The organism is Novipirellula sp., assembly GCF_041583735.1.
GTDB lineage: Bacteria > Planctomycetota > Planctomycetia > Pirellulales > Pirellulaceae > Novipirellula.
In genome coordinates this window covers 1-16,005 of the sequence record NZ_JBFHFD010000136.1, presented here as the reverse complement: position 1 = coordinate 16,005, position 16,005 = coordinate 1, and the positions used below count along the sequence as shown (strand labels likewise).

19 protein-coding genes are annotated in these 16,005 nt (G+C 54.2%); 11 read left to right on the top strand and 8 right to left on the bottom strand.

Features of this window, described 5'->3' with window-relative positions; translation table 11 throughout:
- From ABX962_RS12535 to ABX962_RS12520, 4 genes are all read right to left on the bottom strand, one after another.
- Positions 1–321: macro domain-containing protein (locus tag ABX962_RS12535; protein ID WP_372719856.1), on the bottom strand; the 321-nt coding region annotated here is incomplete at its 3' end.
- A gap of 398 nt (positions 322–719) precedes the next feature.
- The gene (locus ABX962_RS12530) at positions 720–1,388 is read right to left on the bottom strand and encodes a DedA family protein (protein ID WP_372719854.1); all 669 of its coding nucleotides are present in this window, start codon (positions 1,386–1,388) and stop codon (positions 720–722) included.
- Positions 1,385–2,035, bottom strand: coding sequence for a hypothetical protein (locus tag ABX962_RS12525; protein ID WP_372719852.1), 651 nt, complete (start codon positions 2,033–2,035; stop codon positions 1,385–1,387). Before ABX962_RS12525 ends, ABX962_RS12530 begins: the two co-directional genes overlap by 4 nt.
- Before the next feature lie 576 nt (positions 2,036–2,611).
- Positions 2,612–3,610 carry a hypothetical protein gene (locus ABX962_RS12520; protein ID WP_372719850.1) on the bottom strand — a complete coding sequence of 333 codons (999 nt, stop codon included), beginning with the start codon at positions 3,608–3,610 and terminating at the stop codon, positions 2,612–2,614.
- Between the two features lie 521 nt (positions 3,611–4,131).
- On the opposite strand from ABX962_RS12520, the gene ABX962_RS12515 reads away from it, so the two are divergent.
- The 6 genes from ABX962_RS12515 (at position 4,132) to ABX962_RS12490 (ending at position 8,055) form a co-directional block, all read left to right on the top strand.
- Entirely contained in the window at positions 4,132–5,382 is a 1,251-nt protein-coding gene (locus tag ABX962_RS12515) for an RNA polymerase sigma factor (RefSeq protein WP_372719860.1), read from the top strand.
- 120 nt (positions 5,383–5,502) lie between these two features.
- The gene (locus tag ABX962_RS12510; RefSeq protein ID WP_372719848.1) at positions 5,503–5,889 is read left to right on the top strand and encodes a YciI family protein; all 387 of its coding nucleotides are present in this window, start codon (positions 5,503–5,505) and stop codon (positions 5,887–5,889) included.
- 28 nt (positions 5,890–5,917) lie between these two features.
- The gene (locus ABX962_RS12505; protein ID WP_372719846.1) at positions 5,918–6,769 is read left to right on the top strand and encodes a YciI family protein; all 852 of its coding nucleotides are present in this window, start codon (positions 5,918–5,920) and stop codon (positions 6,767–6,769) included.
- A 47-nt stretch (positions 6,770–6,816) separates the two neighbouring features.
- A complete protein-coding gene (locus ABX962_RS12500; RefSeq protein ID WP_372719844.1) occupies positions 6,817–7,296 on the top strand; it encodes a VOC family protein in 480 nt (159 codons plus the stop codon).
- Positions 7,297–7,298: 2 nt separating this feature from the next.
- Positions 7,299–7,700: a DoxX family protein gene (locus tag ABX962_RS12495; RefSeq protein ID WP_372719842.1), complete on the top strand. Its 402-nt coding sequence runs from the start codon at positions 7,299–7,301 to the stop codon at positions 7,698–7,700.
- Between the two features lies 1 nt (position 7,701).
- Entirely contained in the window at positions 7,702–8,055 is a 354-nt protein-coding gene (locus ABX962_RS12490; protein WP_372719840.1) for a YciI family protein, read from the top strand.
- A gap of 255 nt (positions 8,056–8,310) precedes the next feature.
- On the opposite strand, the gene ABX962_RS12485 is transcribed toward ABX962_RS12490, so the two are convergent.
- Positions 8,311–8,712, bottom strand: a complete 402-nt coding sequence (locus tag ABX962_RS12485; RefSeq protein WP_372719838.1) for a hypothetical protein — start codon at positions 8,710–8,712, stop codon at positions 8,311–8,313.
- Between the two features lie 264 nt (positions 8,713–8,976).
- Complete coding sequence (locus ABX962_RS12480) at positions 8,977–10,386, bottom strand: hypothetical protein (RefSeq protein WP_372719836.1); 1,410 nt, start codon at positions 10,384–10,386, stop codon at positions 8,977–8,979.
- A 284-nt stretch (positions 10,387–10,670) separates the two neighbouring features.
- Here ABX962_RS12480 and ABX962_RS12475 point away from each other — a divergent pair, with 284 nt between their 5' ends.
- Positions 10,671–11,480 carry a helix-turn-helix domain-containing protein gene (locus ABX962_RS12475; RefSeq protein ID WP_372719858.1) on the top strand — a complete coding sequence of 270 codons (810 nt, stop codon included), beginning with the start codon at positions 10,671–10,673 and terminating at the stop codon, positions 11,478–11,480.
- A gap of 298 nt (positions 11,481–11,778) precedes the next feature.
- On the top strand, positions 11,779–12,567 hold the full coding sequence (locus tag ABX962_RS12470; protein WP_372719834.1) for an SDR family NAD(P)-dependent oxidoreductase: 789 nt from the start codon (positions 11,779–11,781) through the stop codon (positions 12,565–12,567).
- Positions 12,568–12,723: 156 nt separating this feature from the next.
- Here the strand turns inward: ABX962_RS12470 and ABX962_RS12465 are convergent, their stop codons facing one another.
- Together ABX962_RS12465 and ABX962_RS12460 are read right to left on the bottom strand one after the other, a co-directional pair.
- Positions 12,724–13,224, bottom strand: coding sequence for an N-acetyltransferase family protein (locus ABX962_RS12465; protein ID WP_372719832.1), 501 nt, complete (start codon positions 13,222–13,224; stop codon positions 12,724–12,726).
- Positions 13,225–13,237: 13 nt separating this feature from the next.
- Positions 13,238–13,627, bottom strand: a complete 390-nt coding sequence (locus ABX962_RS12460; protein ID WP_372719830.1) for a winged helix-turn-helix transcriptional regulator — start codon at positions 13,625–13,627, stop codon at positions 13,238–13,240.
- A 221-nt stretch (positions 13,628–13,848) separates the two neighbouring features.
- Here ABX962_RS12460 and ABX962_RS12455 point away from each other — a divergent pair, with 221 nt between their 5' ends.
- The 3 genes from ABX962_RS12455 to ABX962_RS12445 all read left to right on the top strand — a co-directional run.
- Positions 13,849–14,409, top strand: coding sequence for a hypothetical protein (locus ABX962_RS12455; RefSeq protein ID WP_372719828.1), 561 nt, complete (start codon positions 13,849–13,851; stop codon positions 14,407–14,409).
- Between the two features lie 175 nt (positions 14,410–14,584).
- A complete protein-coding gene (locus ABX962_RS12450) occupies positions 14,585–15,574 on the top strand; it encodes a zinc-dependent alcohol dehydrogenase family protein (protein ID WP_372719826.1) in 990 nt (329 codons plus the stop codon).
- A partial coding sequence (locus ABX962_RS12445; RefSeq protein ID WP_372719824.1) for an SDR family NAD(P)-dependent oxidoreductase occupies positions 15,561–16,005 on the top strand: 445 nt, incomplete at its 3' end. The genes ABX962_RS12450 and ABX962_RS12445, both read left to right, overlap by 14 nt.

Below are 16,005 nucleotides of genomic sequence, written 5' to 3'. Positions count from 1 at the left end.
CTCGGCCAGTGCCAACGCATTTCGACAAGAATCACGAATCGACCGTTCGTTGGACCGCCATGTCATACTGATGCCGGCCACGTGGATGATGGCTTTGAATGGCAGCTTGCCCGCACTGGTCAGCACTGCCCCGCCAAGCGGAATCGGGCCGTGCTTGGCGAGTTCACGAAACGGAGCGTATCCAGCACGACGCTTGATCGCTCCGGAGACGCCTTGAGGAATTAGCAGCCACCATGGAATGATGTTTCGATTCCAGGCGTTGACGATGGCCTCGACGTCTTGATCGAGTAGGTCGCCTGTCACGACGTTGATGTTGGTCATCAGCGAGTTCCTACAGAAAAGCGATGTTGTCGTTGACCAGCCTATCGGATTTCGCATGCACCAATGGCGCTAAACGCTGTAAAGCAATCTCTGGTAGCTACGAGAAAATGCTTCACATTTGCGTTTCGTAGCTACGCTCGCCAGAGCGTGGATGTTTGCCGCCCAAAAACGAATCACCACCTTCTGGCGAAGGTAGCTACGAGAAAATGCTTCACCGCGTTGAATTATAGGGTGTCAGCACGATCGAAGGCTGTTAGCTGCGGGTGGCGTTGTCCATGCCGCACTGCGGGAGTTTTATTCATGCCAGCACGACTCTCCAACGTAGACAGGTCCCGAAAAGTCGTTTAGTGTGGTCATTCGGAATCAATTGCTGGACATACCTAGTTGTCGCGAACCTCTCAGCCTTGCAACTCTTGATTGTCGAGTTCTTCGCTTTGATCTTTGCGTTTCCATTTTCTGAATCGCACTTGCGTTGGACGTTTTCGCTTTAACAAGAAATACACGCCGGCTAATACGAACACGATGCCCACCAGCAGGCCGCTAAAGTCGCTGGCCAAGCTGCCGATCACCTCCCATTCACTGCCAAAGGCATAGCCGAGTCCGCCGAAAACGAGAATCCAGGTCACTTCGCCTGCGACATCGAAGGCAAGAAAACGGACAAAGGGATAGCCACCGCCTCCGGCAGCCAAGTTGGTGGGAACTGCGAACGCGGTGAGCATCCAGCGAGTGAGATAGATTGCGACTCCACCCCGATTCAGCAGCGCGGATCGCGCACGCCGCCACGAGCGTCGCCCCCCGAAGCGATGTTCGATGCTGATGCGGGCATAGCGGCCCATGCCAAACGAAACCACGTCACCCAGCACGACACAGGCAAGAATACAGATCGGGGTCAACACCTCATCCAAAACACCTTGTCGCACGAATGCCCCGGCCGCGATCACAAACAGTGTGCTGGGCAGCGGAACTCCGACAGCGGCCGCAAAAATCGATAGACCCAGCGCGAGTAGGCCGTACGCGGCGATCCAGGTGAGGATCTGTTCAATCAGCGGTGCAAGCGACAAACTCATTGCACCTCCTGTACATGCCGAGCGATGACGGCCTGGATATCCTCCATCAGGCCGCGAGGGCCACGAGGATATCGCAGTTCGTGGGCCAGCACATCCAAGGGCTTGTGAATGTAGACCTCATTGTCACTGCCTGATTCACTCGAGGGTGATTCCTGGGACGCTAACGCGTCCAGTCCGAGTTCGTCAACGATCGCGGTAATCGGGATCCCTGAGCTATTCGCGATGTACTCGAGTGTCATCCAGGGGCGCACGTCGTCTAAACCGGTCGCGACAGGATTTTTGTGATAGGCCAGAATGATCTGTCGCAGACGGTCGATGACGGCCGGGTAATCGCCGGTTTCTGAACGTCCCAAGCCGAGTTCCTCGTTCAAATGCTTGACGTCAATATTGCGGCGGCGTTCGGTTGCGTTGACCCCCAACTCGGCATAGATGTATTCTTGGGGGACCGCGTACGCTGCGGCAATAAAATGGATCGTCATCCAAGGGTGAATGGCGTCGACGTCCGCGTCGCCGGTGTCAAAACCCTGATCTTGGATAAATCGCAATTGACGATACGATTCCAGCGTGCGACCGCCGAAGTAGAAAACCAAACCAATCCCTACAAGGATGAGGCTAAATTTAAGCAGTTTTTGCTTGGTAATGGTCATCTTCTTCGTTTCATTCGCGATTGAGAGTCACCGCCGAATCGACGCTCAGTGTTATCGAAATGAGCGTCCGATTTCCTCGTTGGGTTTTGCATGTCCAGCAAAGGCCCATCGGATGTTTAAATGGCGGTTGATGCTACGTAGCGGACGTCACCAGACGGTGGATCCACGCTCTGGCGAACGTTGCTACGACCGTTATGGCTCCGTCGGTCCTTAGCGTAGCATAAGCTGGTCGGCAGGACTCATTGGGTGAAATCCCATTGGCCACATCGGCAAACGCCGCGAAGCAATTTTCACAACCCGAATGCGTAAGCGAGGAAGTTGCGACATTGTCGTTTTTCCCGGCAAATCCTAACCCGACGCGTTAACGAGGGACCGAGAAAATAACGAGATTCCCTCGCTTACGCTTCGGGTTGTGATAAAAACGCAACTTCAAAGCTTTCGCGTCGGGTTGTGATGAGCTGGCAAAACACGACTCCGAAATGCTTCCTCGCGTTGGTCCGAACGGCTAATGCACCGAAATCCCCCTGCCTGCCTGCTCCGACGTATCTTGCTTGATTCGCGTTTTGGTTCTTTCGGTTACTTGCCAACGGTTGTTCGCATCAACACCAAATTGTCATGCACCAAACTCGATGACCAAATGAATTTTGCATCGGATTGGGGGTCGTCAAACAGAGCGGTGAAATTCGTGTACGCCGGTTTGTTTTCGACTCCAACAAAGTCATTGGTATAGGTGACGGCGTTTGGCCATTCGCTATCGTCGAAATCGGCAGAGGCCCAGCCTTCCGGCATCGGCCAGTGGGCTGCGAAGTAAGCGGTACCGTCTGCGGTGTCCTCGGTGCTGCACTTTGAGCTGTCCCGAATGGCTCCATTGAGTTCAAGGCATTCCTTGGTCTTGAGGGGTGCAGTGTAAAACGTTTGTGCTTTCCAGTTCGCGTCGGTGATCGAAACGGTTTCGCCGGCGGCGTCTTTGACAACTGCAACCAAGCCGGCGTCTCCCTGGTGAAACGGTGCACCTTTGAACTTTTCAAAGCCCAGTCCTAGTCGTTCCTCCCAATCGACGCCCATGATCGCAATGGTGAACGGTTGCTCGGCTTTGAAGCGAATAACGCTACTGTTAAACGGAGTCATCGGAACGGCATCGACCGCCAACAGTTTTCCGTTCACGTAGAACTCGAAATAGTTGTCGCCAAAAACGTAAGCCGTGAATGTCTCGTCGCCGCCTGCGTCGATCACCGGAACCGCTTCCAAATTAACCTCGGAAATTCCGGCTGGCTCAACCCCGTTTGCTTCGTTGTACAGGTCGGCCGCTTTGGTCGCCGATTGGAAATGTGTTTTGGCCGGCACCGTCCACTCCGTCCCATCTTCCGATTTGATCGTTCCAACATTTGCCGTACGTGGATTGTTTCCCTTCCATTGGAACAGCTTGACAATGTCCGACCGAGCCTCGCCCTGTGTGAACGAAGGCTGAACGGGGGTATCGTTCCGTTCTTGCGCGTCAGCTATTGGGTGGGTTACCGCGTTGATGGCGAGCAGAACTGTCGTCGCGATCGCAGTAGACAAAGTGTGACCATTCATGAAGGTTCCTCAGCGGACAAGTCGAAATATGCAGTGTTTTAGGTCGGTTCCGAGTTCACGGGATCAGGAATTCTGAGCACGTATCGGTAGAATGACCAAACAGTAGAAGCGACCGACGCCACGTCGGCCGTCCACCCACTCGCCGTTCGCACCTGCGGGAACATACTCAATCGGAAACGACGATGAATGGCAAAGACAAGATGGTCAACGGCGGAGCCATCGGACCGAGCGTCGTTTCGCAAAAAAAGAGGGAGGTCGCAAAAAAAAGGGGGACCGGGGGGCAATTTGGCTTCGGCTGAATTGCATCGACCTATTTCTTCTTCTGTTAGCGCCCTCGGGGGCGTGTGGTTGGCCATCCGAACACCGTTTTGTCAATGCAATATCAAAAGGAGATGATGGCGAGTTAATTCAGCAGTCTCGGTGATGTAGTAGAGAACATCGGTAGGACGAACCTGATTCTTCCCAAATGCCCTTCTTCCCAAATGCCCTTCTTCCCAAATGGTTGAGCTGCAGCGAAAATCATTCACATGATTGAACCGGTTCGCCAACAAATCGAACAGATTTTCCACGAAGCATCGCGACAGATCTTCGCTTCGCTGGCTCGTGCACTACATGATCTCGATTTGGCTGAAGACGCGATGCAGGAGGCATTCGCATTGGCGGCAGCGCAATGGCCGGTTGAGGGGATACCCGAGAATCCGGTCGCTTGGCTCATCACGACCGGGCGATTCAAGGCGATTGACTCGATACGCCGGCGCGAAAAGCTTCAACAGATCAGCACCGAGATCGCCGAACGAATGCAACAGGTCGCTGGTGCAAATGATTCGCATGCAGCAACCGATATCAAAGATGACCGATTGCGACTGATCTTCACCTGCTGTCACCCCGCGATCGACTTGAAGGTGCAAGTTCCTCTGACGCTTCGCGAAGTGTGTGGTTTAACGACTGACGAGATCGCTCGAGCGTTCCTGACCACGCCATCCACAATGGCTCAGCGAATCGTTCGTGGCAAAGCGAAGATTCGTGATGCAGCGATTCCGTTTGTCATTCCTGATCTCTCTGAGCTTCCCGAGCGTCTTGATTCGGTGCTGTCGGTGATCTATCTGATCTTCAACGAAGGCTACTCGGCGTCGAGTGGTGATTCGATCACGCGAGCCGACTTGTCGAGTGAGGCGATTCGGCTGTGCCGGCTCGTGCTTCCGTTGATGGAAGACGCCGAAGTGATGGGACTGTTGGCACTGATGCTGCTTCATGAATCGCGTCGCGAAACACGTCAGACTCGCGATGGCGACATCGTCCTGCTCGAGGACCAGGACCGGACCCGCTGGGACCGAGACTTGATTTCCGAGGGCCAGCGGTTGATCGAGCGGTCGCTCGCTTCACGTCGGTTTGGTTTCTATACGATCCAAGCAGCAATCTCGGCCGTTCATGCTGACGCCGCGACTGCAAACGATACGGATTGGGATCAGATCGTATCACTGTATGACGTGCTGTTTCGGATTGAACCAACGTCGGTCATCCAGCTCAACCGAGCCGTGGCCGTGGCGATGCGAGATGGGGCCGAATCCGGGCTGACGATCATTCAAACGATTCTGGATCGCGGTGACCTGCTAGGCTACTCGCTCGCCCATTCCGCTCGCGGTGAGCTTCTTCGGCGAGTCGGTCGCACTGCGGATGCGATCGAAGCTTTTGAAACAGCGATGGCGCTTACCGAGCAGGCGTCGGAGAAACGTTTCCTGCAAGAGAAACTTCGGAAATTGCGGGCGTTTTGAATTCGGATTCATGCCCACGCAAAAATCTTTGAAAAATCATCAATCGGCTGTCGATTCTGCCGTCCGCCATTCGACTCCATGGTACGAAGCCGAAAAAACACGCGATTTCCCGAGATCAACATGAAATTCATTTGCCTTGGTTATTCCGACCATTCTAAGTTCGCAGCGATGACGGAGGCCGAAATGGATGCGTTGATAGAGGAATGCTTTGCCTATGACGACGTTTTGCGCCAAGGGGGGCACTTCGTTGGCGGAGAAGCGTTGCAGACCGCCGATCAAGCGGTCACGTTGCGGCATCGAAACGGGAAAGCCGAAGCGACGGATGGGCCGTTCGCGGAAACCAAAGAGCAACTCGGCGGCATCTTGATTCTCGAAGCCGACGACATGCCGCACGCCGTGGAGCTGATGTCCAAGCATCCAGGAGTCAAAGTGGGACCGTTTGAGATTCGCCCTGCCGACGAAACAATCAACGCGATGGTCGAAGCACGAAATCAGTTAACCAAATAACCTTAGTCAAGATGAGGAGCTGAAAACAATGAGAGTCATGGTCATCGTAAAAGCGTCACCGAGTTCGGAGGCGGGCGAGTTACCCAGCGCCGAGCTGCTCGAGGCAATGGGGAAATACAACGAGGAACTCGTCAAAGCCGGCATCATGAAATCCGGCGACGGGCTAAAACCGAGCTCGACGGGATTGCGAGTGCGATTCCGTGGCAACGAGCGGATCGTTACCGACGGCCCGTTCGCGGAAACGTCCGAGTTGATCGCTGGTTACTGGTTGTGGGAGGTCGCATCGATGGACGAAGCGGTCGAGTGGGTGAAGCGATGTCCCAATCCGATGAAGGAAGAGTCGGACATCGAGATTCGCAAGTTCTATGAAATGGAAGATTTTGCGGCCAGCGATCCTGATGGTAAGGTCGCAGCGCACGAAGACGAACTGCGGACCTCCGTCGCGATGCAGGACAGCACGCTCGCTCCGTATTTGTTTTTCGCAGGCCGCTGTGACGAAGCTCTTGAGTTTTACAAACATGCTCTTGGAGCAACTGTCGTGATGCTGATGCGTTATAACGAGAGTCCGGATGCAACGCCCGAGGGCATGCTGCAAAAAGGATTCGAAAACAAAGTCATGCACGCAACCGTCCAGATCGGCAGGTTGACTGTGATGTGTTCCGACGGGTGCAGTGACAAATCAACGTTTGATGGGTTCCGGCTGGCTCTTTCGCTTCCGTCGAAAGAGAGCTGTACTGGCGTGTTTAATTCGCTTGCCGAGGGGGGTAAAATCGACATGCCGCTCTGCAAAACGTTCTGGTCGCCGCTGTATGGAATGGTCACAGACAAGTTTGGCGTGGGCTGGATGGTGATGGTGCCCGGCGAACAGTCTTGCGTCTGAATGGAAAGACAAGAAACAACGAACGAGAACAAAAGGGAATAACGAAGATGCGACAAGCGATCACGCCTTGCCTATGGTTTAACGACAACGTCGATCAGGCGGCGGAGTTTTATACGTCGGTGTTTGACGATTCGAGAATCCTGCATAAAATGATTGCCCATGACGATTGGCCGGGCGGTAAGGCAGGCGACGTCATCCTCGTTGAGTTTGAACTGAAGGGCCAATCCTATCAGGCACTTGGCGGCGGTCCGAGCGAGCCGTTCAATGATCGTGTTTCGCTTTCGGTCACTTGCAAAGACCAAGCGGAAGTCGACCGCTACTGGGATGCACTTACGGCCGATGGGGGTGAGCCGATCATGTGTGGCTGGCTCAAGGACAAGTTCGGCATGCGATGGCAAATTGTACCCGAAGAATTTTATGACTTGGTCAACGGCGATGACGCTGAAAAGTCACGACGCGTGATGCAAGCGATGATGCAAATGGTGAAGCTGGATATCGCGAAACTGAAACAATCTTATCAAGGATAAAAATGAACAGTACTAAAAAACTGCGTACAATCGGTTGGGGATTAAGTGTCCTCATCTCACTGTTTTTGATACTCGCAAGTGCAAGTGGCAAGTTTACATCGTGGGAAGGCAAGGCAGAAATGTTTGCCAAGTTGGGATGGGACAAGGACGTTATGTTCAAGATTGGTATCGTCGAGGTTGGTATCGCGGTTCTATTCTTGGTTCCTCGCACCGCATTCATTGCCACGATCCTGCTCTCGGCCTACCTGGGTGGGGCGACGGCAACGCATGTCCGCGTGGGGGAAGCGTTCTTCGTTCCGATCGTCTTGGGTGTCCTTGCTTGGATCGCTCTTGGACTGCGGCAACCTGACATCTTCCGTCTTGCCATTGGCAAACCAAACCAACGAACCGAGACCGAGGCCTGAAATGAAATACATGCTGCTAATCTACGCACGGGAAGACTGCTGGACGGAAGACGAACGCAAGGAGTGCATGATCGAGTCGATGGCAATCTGCAAAGAATTGGAAGCCGAAGGCAAGTGGATCGCTTCGTCGCCGCTACACTCTGTCGAGACAGCGACAAGCGTCCGAGTCCGCGAGGGGCGAAGGCAAATCACCGATGGTCCCTTTGCAGAAACCACCGAGCAACTAGGAGGCTACTACTTGATCGACGTTGAGAATCTCGACGAAGCCATCGCCATCGCCGCCAGGATTCCCCCCGCCAAAAAGGGGACCGTAGAGATTCGTCCCGTCTTCCCGCTGCCAGAGTTGGCACAATAGATACCAATCTGGGAAATACCGAAAGTCCGATTCGTGACGAACACATCGCAGCGATCATGCAAGGTGATATGCGAAACGATAGACCGCTGATTGGTCTTCACCAAAGGTTCAGCGAGTCGGCACGCCAATCGGAGAGGCGCTCAGCAGATGAACGAGAACGTTGCTGCGACTAGGTGACGCTACTTGATCGGCGGCGTCGCATCCTGATATCTCGGATTATATCGGCAGTGAGCAGTCGTGACCGACTAGGGGTTTTTATGCGAGGATCTCAGCATGGGGCAATCCCGCGCGAAGCGTTTCGACTCCTTTCGAGGTGATCTGCGTGTCGGCGACGTCGATGTAGTTCAGCGTCATGCCAACTAGCGTGGGAACCGAGGCGTCGGTGACTTGCGTCCCGCACAGGTTCAGTCGAGTGAGTTTAGGGAGCTGTGCGATCATCTCGATCGCGTGATCCGAAATACCGGTCTTCCAGAAACTGATTCCTTCCAGATTCGAAAGCGGCAACAGCGCTTCGACGTCGGCGTCGGAGACCTCCACTTGGTTGAAGTTGATATCGACGATGTCCTCGTTGGGAATCTTTTGCCGACTTCGAAAAGCTTCACCAAGGAACGTGAAGCGAACTCCTCGGTCCGTCAAGGCAATCAACGCGGAATCCATCGAACATCTCTCCGTCGCGAATCATCAGGATCGGTAGCCCACCAAGAAGACAACGTCTCCTCGGCGGGCCTTTCACGGCTTGTGTATCGTAACTTCTATTTGCAACTCCCATGCCACTTCTTACGAACGAATCTCGTCCTTCGTCGATCGGCTTCCGCTGCCGAGTCGGTCTGACGGGTTTGAATTGTAGCCACCGTCGCCAGACGGTGGACGCCATGATCGGAGCTCTGGCTAGCGGCATTGCGGGCGGAATGTTCCGGCGGGCTATTGCCGCCCCGATGGTCTCTGGCCGCCGCGTCCGCTTGGCCTCGCTCCCGCTCCCATTCCGCCCTGACCTCGCTGACGTGCACCGCCACGACCGCCCGGGAAATGACTACGCCCGTTGACCATGCCAGCCGATTCATCTTCGTCCAGCCAGACGGTGAATTCCTGCCCGACCGACTTACACCAGCCCTTTTCTTTGTTACATGCAAAGTACTGAATCTTTACCGTAATCGGTTCGTCCGCGTTCCAGTCTTTCACGTTGACCAAGAACTCGCGGGGCTCATCGTCCGATTCGACTTCCAATCGTTTGGCTTGCCCCGTGGCGGGTGAGACCGTTGCATCTTCGGCAACGATTTTGTACTCCGGTGGACTGGCCAGGTTATTCCAACTGGCTCCCAACACGGGGTCTTGGCGAAAGCCAAGGTACAATGTTCCCGTTCCGGTCTCGATCAGTCGTTGGTCCGCTTCGGGCCGAAGTTTGACATAACGGTTGGACGGATTGAAATCGTTTGACCGCAACGCGGCGACGGGATTGCTTTTGCCGCCCGATTCGACACGCAGCGGAATTGCTTTTCCTTCCACACTCACTCGCTCCAACAGCATTTTACTTTTGGGGGTGAGGTGACGTTCGAAACGCGGAAGGTTCAAGGCTTCGACGGTGGTCAGTGTTTCCGGCTTGCCGACCAAAGTTTCCAGCGACTCACGAAGGCTTGAACCGCGTCCCCACGAATTGCGATGCACTACTTTGCCTGATTGGTCGAACACGAACTGAGAATTCGGGGTCAACACGAAATAGGTTTTCAACTGGTTGTCAATCGGATCGGTTAGCCACGGAATTTTGGTTTGCAAGAGCTCCTTGGCATGATCGACTTGAGCAAATCGGTCCTCGATCGAAGACGGTTGAACGAAACCCCAGTTCTCTGGATGGGTCAGCGATTGGTACAGGAAGTAGAAGTCAATATCTCGGTTTTTGAAGTCGCGAGCGACCGCCTCGATCTCGGGGTAGGAATTGCGGAATTCGGGACATGTCAAACAGCCACCGACGATCACCGTGTACTTCGACTTGAAGATGCGATTCACGGGCACCAACTCTCGATCGACGTTGTAGACCTGCAGGTCCTCAGGCAGTTCGGAACCAATGGGAAATTTTTCGTTGAATTCGGTGTCACGCGGACGAACGCGATCACGAGGTCGGCCGCCCTGGGATGCTTGTCCAGCCCCTTGTCCACGTCCTTGACCCAGACGCCCCTGATCTGAGCGACCCTGTCCCGCGCCACGTGAACCTTGGCGAAATCCTGGAGCGTCTTGCGTCTGGTCCTGCGGAGCTTGTGCCTGTAACGCGCCGGAAATCAACACGAAGGCAATCAAAGTCGCGAAGCGGCAGAGGGATTGAAGCATGGAACGTTTCATGGACGAGCTCGTTGTTTCAGGAGAGAAGGGTTCACCGTCTAAAACCCCACCGCGACACCGCTTCTACAAGAAAACCGAAAATAAAGTTTGGCAAAAGACTTTTAAGCGTCGCTAGCGAACCGAATGATTCACTTCCACATCAACGCGCTGCGATCAAGTCCACTGCCTGCTGCTATACTTCGGTGAAGGCTCGCTTGTTCGCAGCATCCTCTCGGCGTAGACTTTCAAGTACCCCTCACATTATTTGAAACTTCAGCGAGGACGGTATGGCTTCCGGGTTCACAGTGAAGCATTTCAAGGTTCTTGGTTCTGCGGATGACGGGATTACGGTGCATCAGTGGGAGTCGGGCGAACACACTTGGCCGAATCACTCCCACCCTGAATACAAACTGGGCGTTTCCGAAGGCGGGACGGGGACGTTTTTCTATCGTGGCCAGCGATACTTCACCGGACCGGGGAAACTGCTTGTCATCCACCCCAATGAAGTGCATTCATGCACGGCTACAGGGGCGTGGCGTTATCTCTATGCTGACCCGAACGTCGTCGCCAATATCGTCAGGACGTTTGACCGCAACGGCGATATCGAACCTTTGTTGCTGCCTCCGGTCATCGACGACACTCAACTTGTCGAACTCGTTTTGCGGGCTCACCGGGCGATGGATGACGGAGATTCGCAGTTGGATCAGGAATCCGCCTTCTATGATGCCATCAGCGAGCTTTTAGTGCGGCACGCATCGTTGTCGGACATTCCGAAACAGCAGGGACGCGTGAACATTCGCCGGGTCCAGGAAAGTTTGGAAGCGAGATTCCGCGAGAATGTCTCGCTTCACGAACTCGCGCAATTGGCCGGGACCTCGGCCCCGTATCTAAGCCGCGTCTTCTCCAAAGAGGTCGGCATGCTCATCCAGCACTATCTCTCTCAAATCCGAGTGCGTCGTGCGCAGCAGATGTTGAAGGCCGGCGAGACGCTGGCTAATGTCGCCTACGCCGCCGGTTTCACGGACCAATCCCACTTCACACGACATTTCAAACGTTTCATTGGGGTGGCACCGGGAACATATTCCAAGGCAGTGAATTCAACCGGCACCCCCTGACCTCCCGGTCGCTCCGCTAAGAAAGCCACCCGTTTAGTGCCAACGTCGGCAACCCAGGACACAATCCGCAGGTTCGGAGCTCGCGTCATTCCTTGCGGTCAATTCTTTTGATGGCGCGCAAAATCGTTCAAGAAGTGTCCTGGGTACCTCCCTAAACTCATGACGTTGAGGGACTACATGTCATGCGACATTCAATGGAATCACTCCGGTGCAAATCAATCCCGTCGCGACTGGCTGATTGGACTTGGACGAGAAAAGTAGAGAACTCTTTTACAACCCCCATAGGATTAAGAATACGATGAACTTGGAAATGAACAACAAAACCGCCTTGGTCACTGCATCGACTGGCGGAATCGGCTTGGCTATCGCGACTCGCTTGGCTGCCGAAGGGGCAAGGACAATTGTGAACGGACGCCGCGAAGAGAGCGTCGACAAGGCCATTGAAAAAATTCGTGAGCGTCAACCGAAGGCCGACTTGATCGGGTTGGTATCCGACAACGGGACGGCTGAAGGCGTCGCACGAACCATCGCCGAACATCCGCAGATTGATATCCTCGTCAACAATCTAGGCATCTTCGAGGCAGTCGATTTCTTTGACTTGACTGACGAAGCTTGGCAGCACATCTTCGATGTCAACGTGATGAGCGGTGTGCGTCTTGCACGGTATTACCTCAAGAAAATGCTGGAGCAAAACTCGGGACGCATCATTTTCATCAGCAGCGAATCCGGCGTCGTGCCTGCTCCTGAAATGCCTCACTACGCGATGACGAAGACAGCACAACTGGCCGTCTCGCGTAGTCTGGCTCAATTGACCAAAGGAAGCTCCGTTACCGTGAACACCGTGATGCCGGGTTCGACGTTGACCCCGGGCGTAAAGGAATTCGTCAGCAATCTGTTTCCGGATGAGCCATACGAATCGGCCGAAAAACGATTCATGGCAGACAATCGGCCGACCTCGTTGATTCAGAGATTGATCGAACCAGAAGAGATTGCCAACATGGTTGCGTTTGTTGCCAGCCCACTCGCATCGGCGATCAACGGAGCACCAATACGAGTCGACGGAGGTCTCATTCCAACGATTGCGTGAAGTGATGTGAACGATGCAGAAGAATCGGTTGGCAAGGAAAACTTTTGATTGACCGCGTAACGTAGCGGACGAGGTAACGAGTCCTTGTTTTGGCAGAGAATGAGCGGGACTCGTCGCCTCGTCCACTACGACATAACAAACTTGAGTGAGTCCAACTTACGATGACGCGTCAAGCCACTTGTACATCACGTGGGCATCGACGTAGCCTAGCTTGGTGTGTCGAAATGCCTTGGGCAGCGTGCCGACAATCTCAAACCCATGACGTTGCCATAGCTTCACGGCACTCTTGTTCGTCGAGATAACAAGGTTGTACTGCATCGCTTTGAATCCGCGAGCGACCGCTTCGGTTTGAGAGTGTTCGCACATCGTCGACGCAACGCCCCTGCCGCGAGCCGCTTCGCCGACGACGTACCCGCAGTTAGCGACGTGGGCTCCAAGTTCGACTTGGTTGGGTTTGAGGTAGTAAGTGCCCAGCACCTCGCCGCGGTCGCCCACCGCAACGAACGTTGCGGCGGGCACGTCAATCCACACCACGCGAGCTTCCGCCTCTGTGATGTTCGGCGAATACGGATAGGTTTCGCCTGCCCGAAAGATGGGCTCAAGAATTTGCCAAACGGACCGCCAGTCCTCGGGCTGAAAGAGTCGCAGCGTTGTCATGAGCCTTCTCCAGTCATTCGCTTGCTTGTTCACTTGCTGCTGACTTTTGACGTTCAGCGATTAAATCCATCGCGTGCTCTTCGCCCCATTTCTTGAGTGACTTCAAGACCGGCTTGAGCGACTTGCCTTCTGCGGTCAGTTCGTATTCGACTCGCGGCGGCACTTCGGTATAGACGATTCGGTTGACCAAACCGCTGGCTTCAAGTTCGCGAAGCTGCTTGGTCAACATCCGCTGGGTGACGCAACCGACCTTCCGCTTGAGCTCACTGAAGCGAAGCCGGCCATCGAGCAAATAGTAAAGCACGATGCCTTTCCACTTGCCGCCAATCAACTCGAGTGTCGCTTCCACCGGACAAGCGGGCAGCGCGTAACTGGTGTGCCGAGTTTTACTGGTGGTATCCATTTTGTGCCTACATCCCCTAAATGTGCGTACTTGTTCGCTTAGTTCGTACTCGTATTATGTACGAAACAAGTGCAATGGGAAATATCGATCTTCGTAGTGGACGAGGCAACGAGTCCCTTTTTTGGCAGAGATCCGTAGTGGACGAGGCAACGAGTCCCTGTTTTGCTTGAGAATGGAAAGGACACGTGACCTCGTCCACTACGTTGCATGAGGGAGGACTTATGAACAAACGAGATCATCTTAGGCGACTCGAGCGAAAGCATTATCAAGGCGATGCGATTGTTCACTGGACTCTCACCATGGTCGACCGAAAGCGGGGATGGCTATCTGCAATGTTCCTGTATCGCTTTCGCGAATTGCTGACGCATACTCTGTTCCGATATGGGCTAGCGAGTCCGTTGTTTTGCCTAATGCCCGATCATATTCACATGGTATGGATGGGGCTTTGCGATGGGAGCGATCAGCTCAATGCAATGAAACACTTCCGTCCGAGATGCAACGAATCACTGGAAAGGATCGGTTTTGACATTCAGGACCAGGCTTTCGATCACGTCTTTACCGACGAAGAGCGTCGAGATACCGAATTCCGAAATGTTTGCCAGTACATCGCCAGAAATCCTGAGCGCGCAGGACTTGTCGAGCCCGATGCGTTTGCTTCGTACAGATTCACCGGATGTCTAGTGCCTGGATACCCCGAACTGCGTCCGTTTGTTGCGGATTATTGGGATCGCTTCGACAAGGTCATGTCCTTCCTACGGAAAGATGGCCTGATGAGAACGTAGAAGTTATTCGCGTAGTGGACGAGGCAACGAGTCCCCGGCGCGGAGTAGGTGAGTTCCAATCGGAATAGACAACACAACAAGAACATTTTGGGTCGCGAAACTGGGTTGTTCCTGGGACTCGTAGCCTCGTCCACTACCAAAAACACTCGTCCACTACCTAACCAGGAGAGAAAAGATGAAAGCGATGCTTATCAACGCCTATGGCGAAAATGCGACTTTTGAAGCTGCGGATGTCGCGAAACCCGAAGTGAAGGCCGGCCACGTGTTGGTCAAGATCGCCGCATCGAGCGTGAACACGGTCGACACGATGATCCGCAAGATGGGCAAGGATTTGCCGTTGTCGCCCGATGTGCCTGCGATCTTGGGAATGGATTTTGCCGGGACCATCGAGGCCGTTGGCGATGGCGTGACAGACTACTCCGTTGGCGATGATGTCTACGGATGTGCCGGCGGGCTGGCCGACTTGCCAGGCACGCTAACCGAGTACATGGTCGCCGATAGCAAGTTGATCGCTCACAAGCCAAAAAATTTGTCGATGCGTGAAGCCGCTGCCTTGCCGTTAGTCGCGATCACGGCCTACGAAGGCTTGATTCGCGCGGGGATCAAACAAGGCCAAAAAGTTCTCGTGCATGGCGGCTCGGGCGGAGTGGGCCATGTCGCGTTGCAGCTAGCCAAACACTGGGGCGCCGAAGTCTACTCGACCGGTGGCGGCGAGAAACAACTTGCACTGATCCAGCAGCTAGGTGCCACCGGTATCAACTACAAAACGGAAACCGTGCAGCAGTACGTGGCCAAGCACACCGGCGGTGCCGGGTTCGATATCGTGTTCGACTCGGTTGGCGGCGGAAATCTGACCAAATCGTTCGAAGCCGCTGCACTGAACGGGCAAGTCGCCACGACCGTTTCGATGTGCGAATTGGATCTGACTCCAGCTCATTTCAAGGGTTTGTCGTTACACGTCGTCTTCATGCTGATTCCGATGCTGCACAACTTCCGGCGAGAAACGCACGCAGAGATCCTCCGCGACCTAGCTCAGATTTGCGAGTCGGGCGGACTCAAGCCTGTCCTGGATGATGAAAAATTCTCGCTCGAACAAGTCGGACAAGCATATGCTCGTTTGGAGAGCGGAAAAGCGATGGGCAAAGTGGTTGTTGACAACCCGTAACGCAGGCTGCCAGCCTGCAAATCGTAAAACAGTTATCGCAACTGTTCAGGAAGTTCTGCCGTTCTCGGAACAGTTGAGACAACGATTCAAATTGGAGAGATCGATGAAAACAATTCTGCTCACTGGCGCAACCGACGGCATTGGGCTGGCGACCGCAAAGATGTTGATATCACTTGGACATCTAGTCTTGTTGCACGGTCGTAATCGGGAAAAACTTGACCAGGTCATCGAATCGCTTGGCTCAACGTACCCTGACGCCAAAGTCAACGGCTTCGTCGCCGATCTCTCCAGCATGACCGAAGTGGAATCGCTTGCGAAATCTGTTTTGGAACGATACGACCGCCTTGATGTCCTTATCAATAACGCGGGCGTTTTCAAAGTGTCCGACTCCATGACCGCGGAAAAACTCGATGTGCGTTTCGTCGTCAATG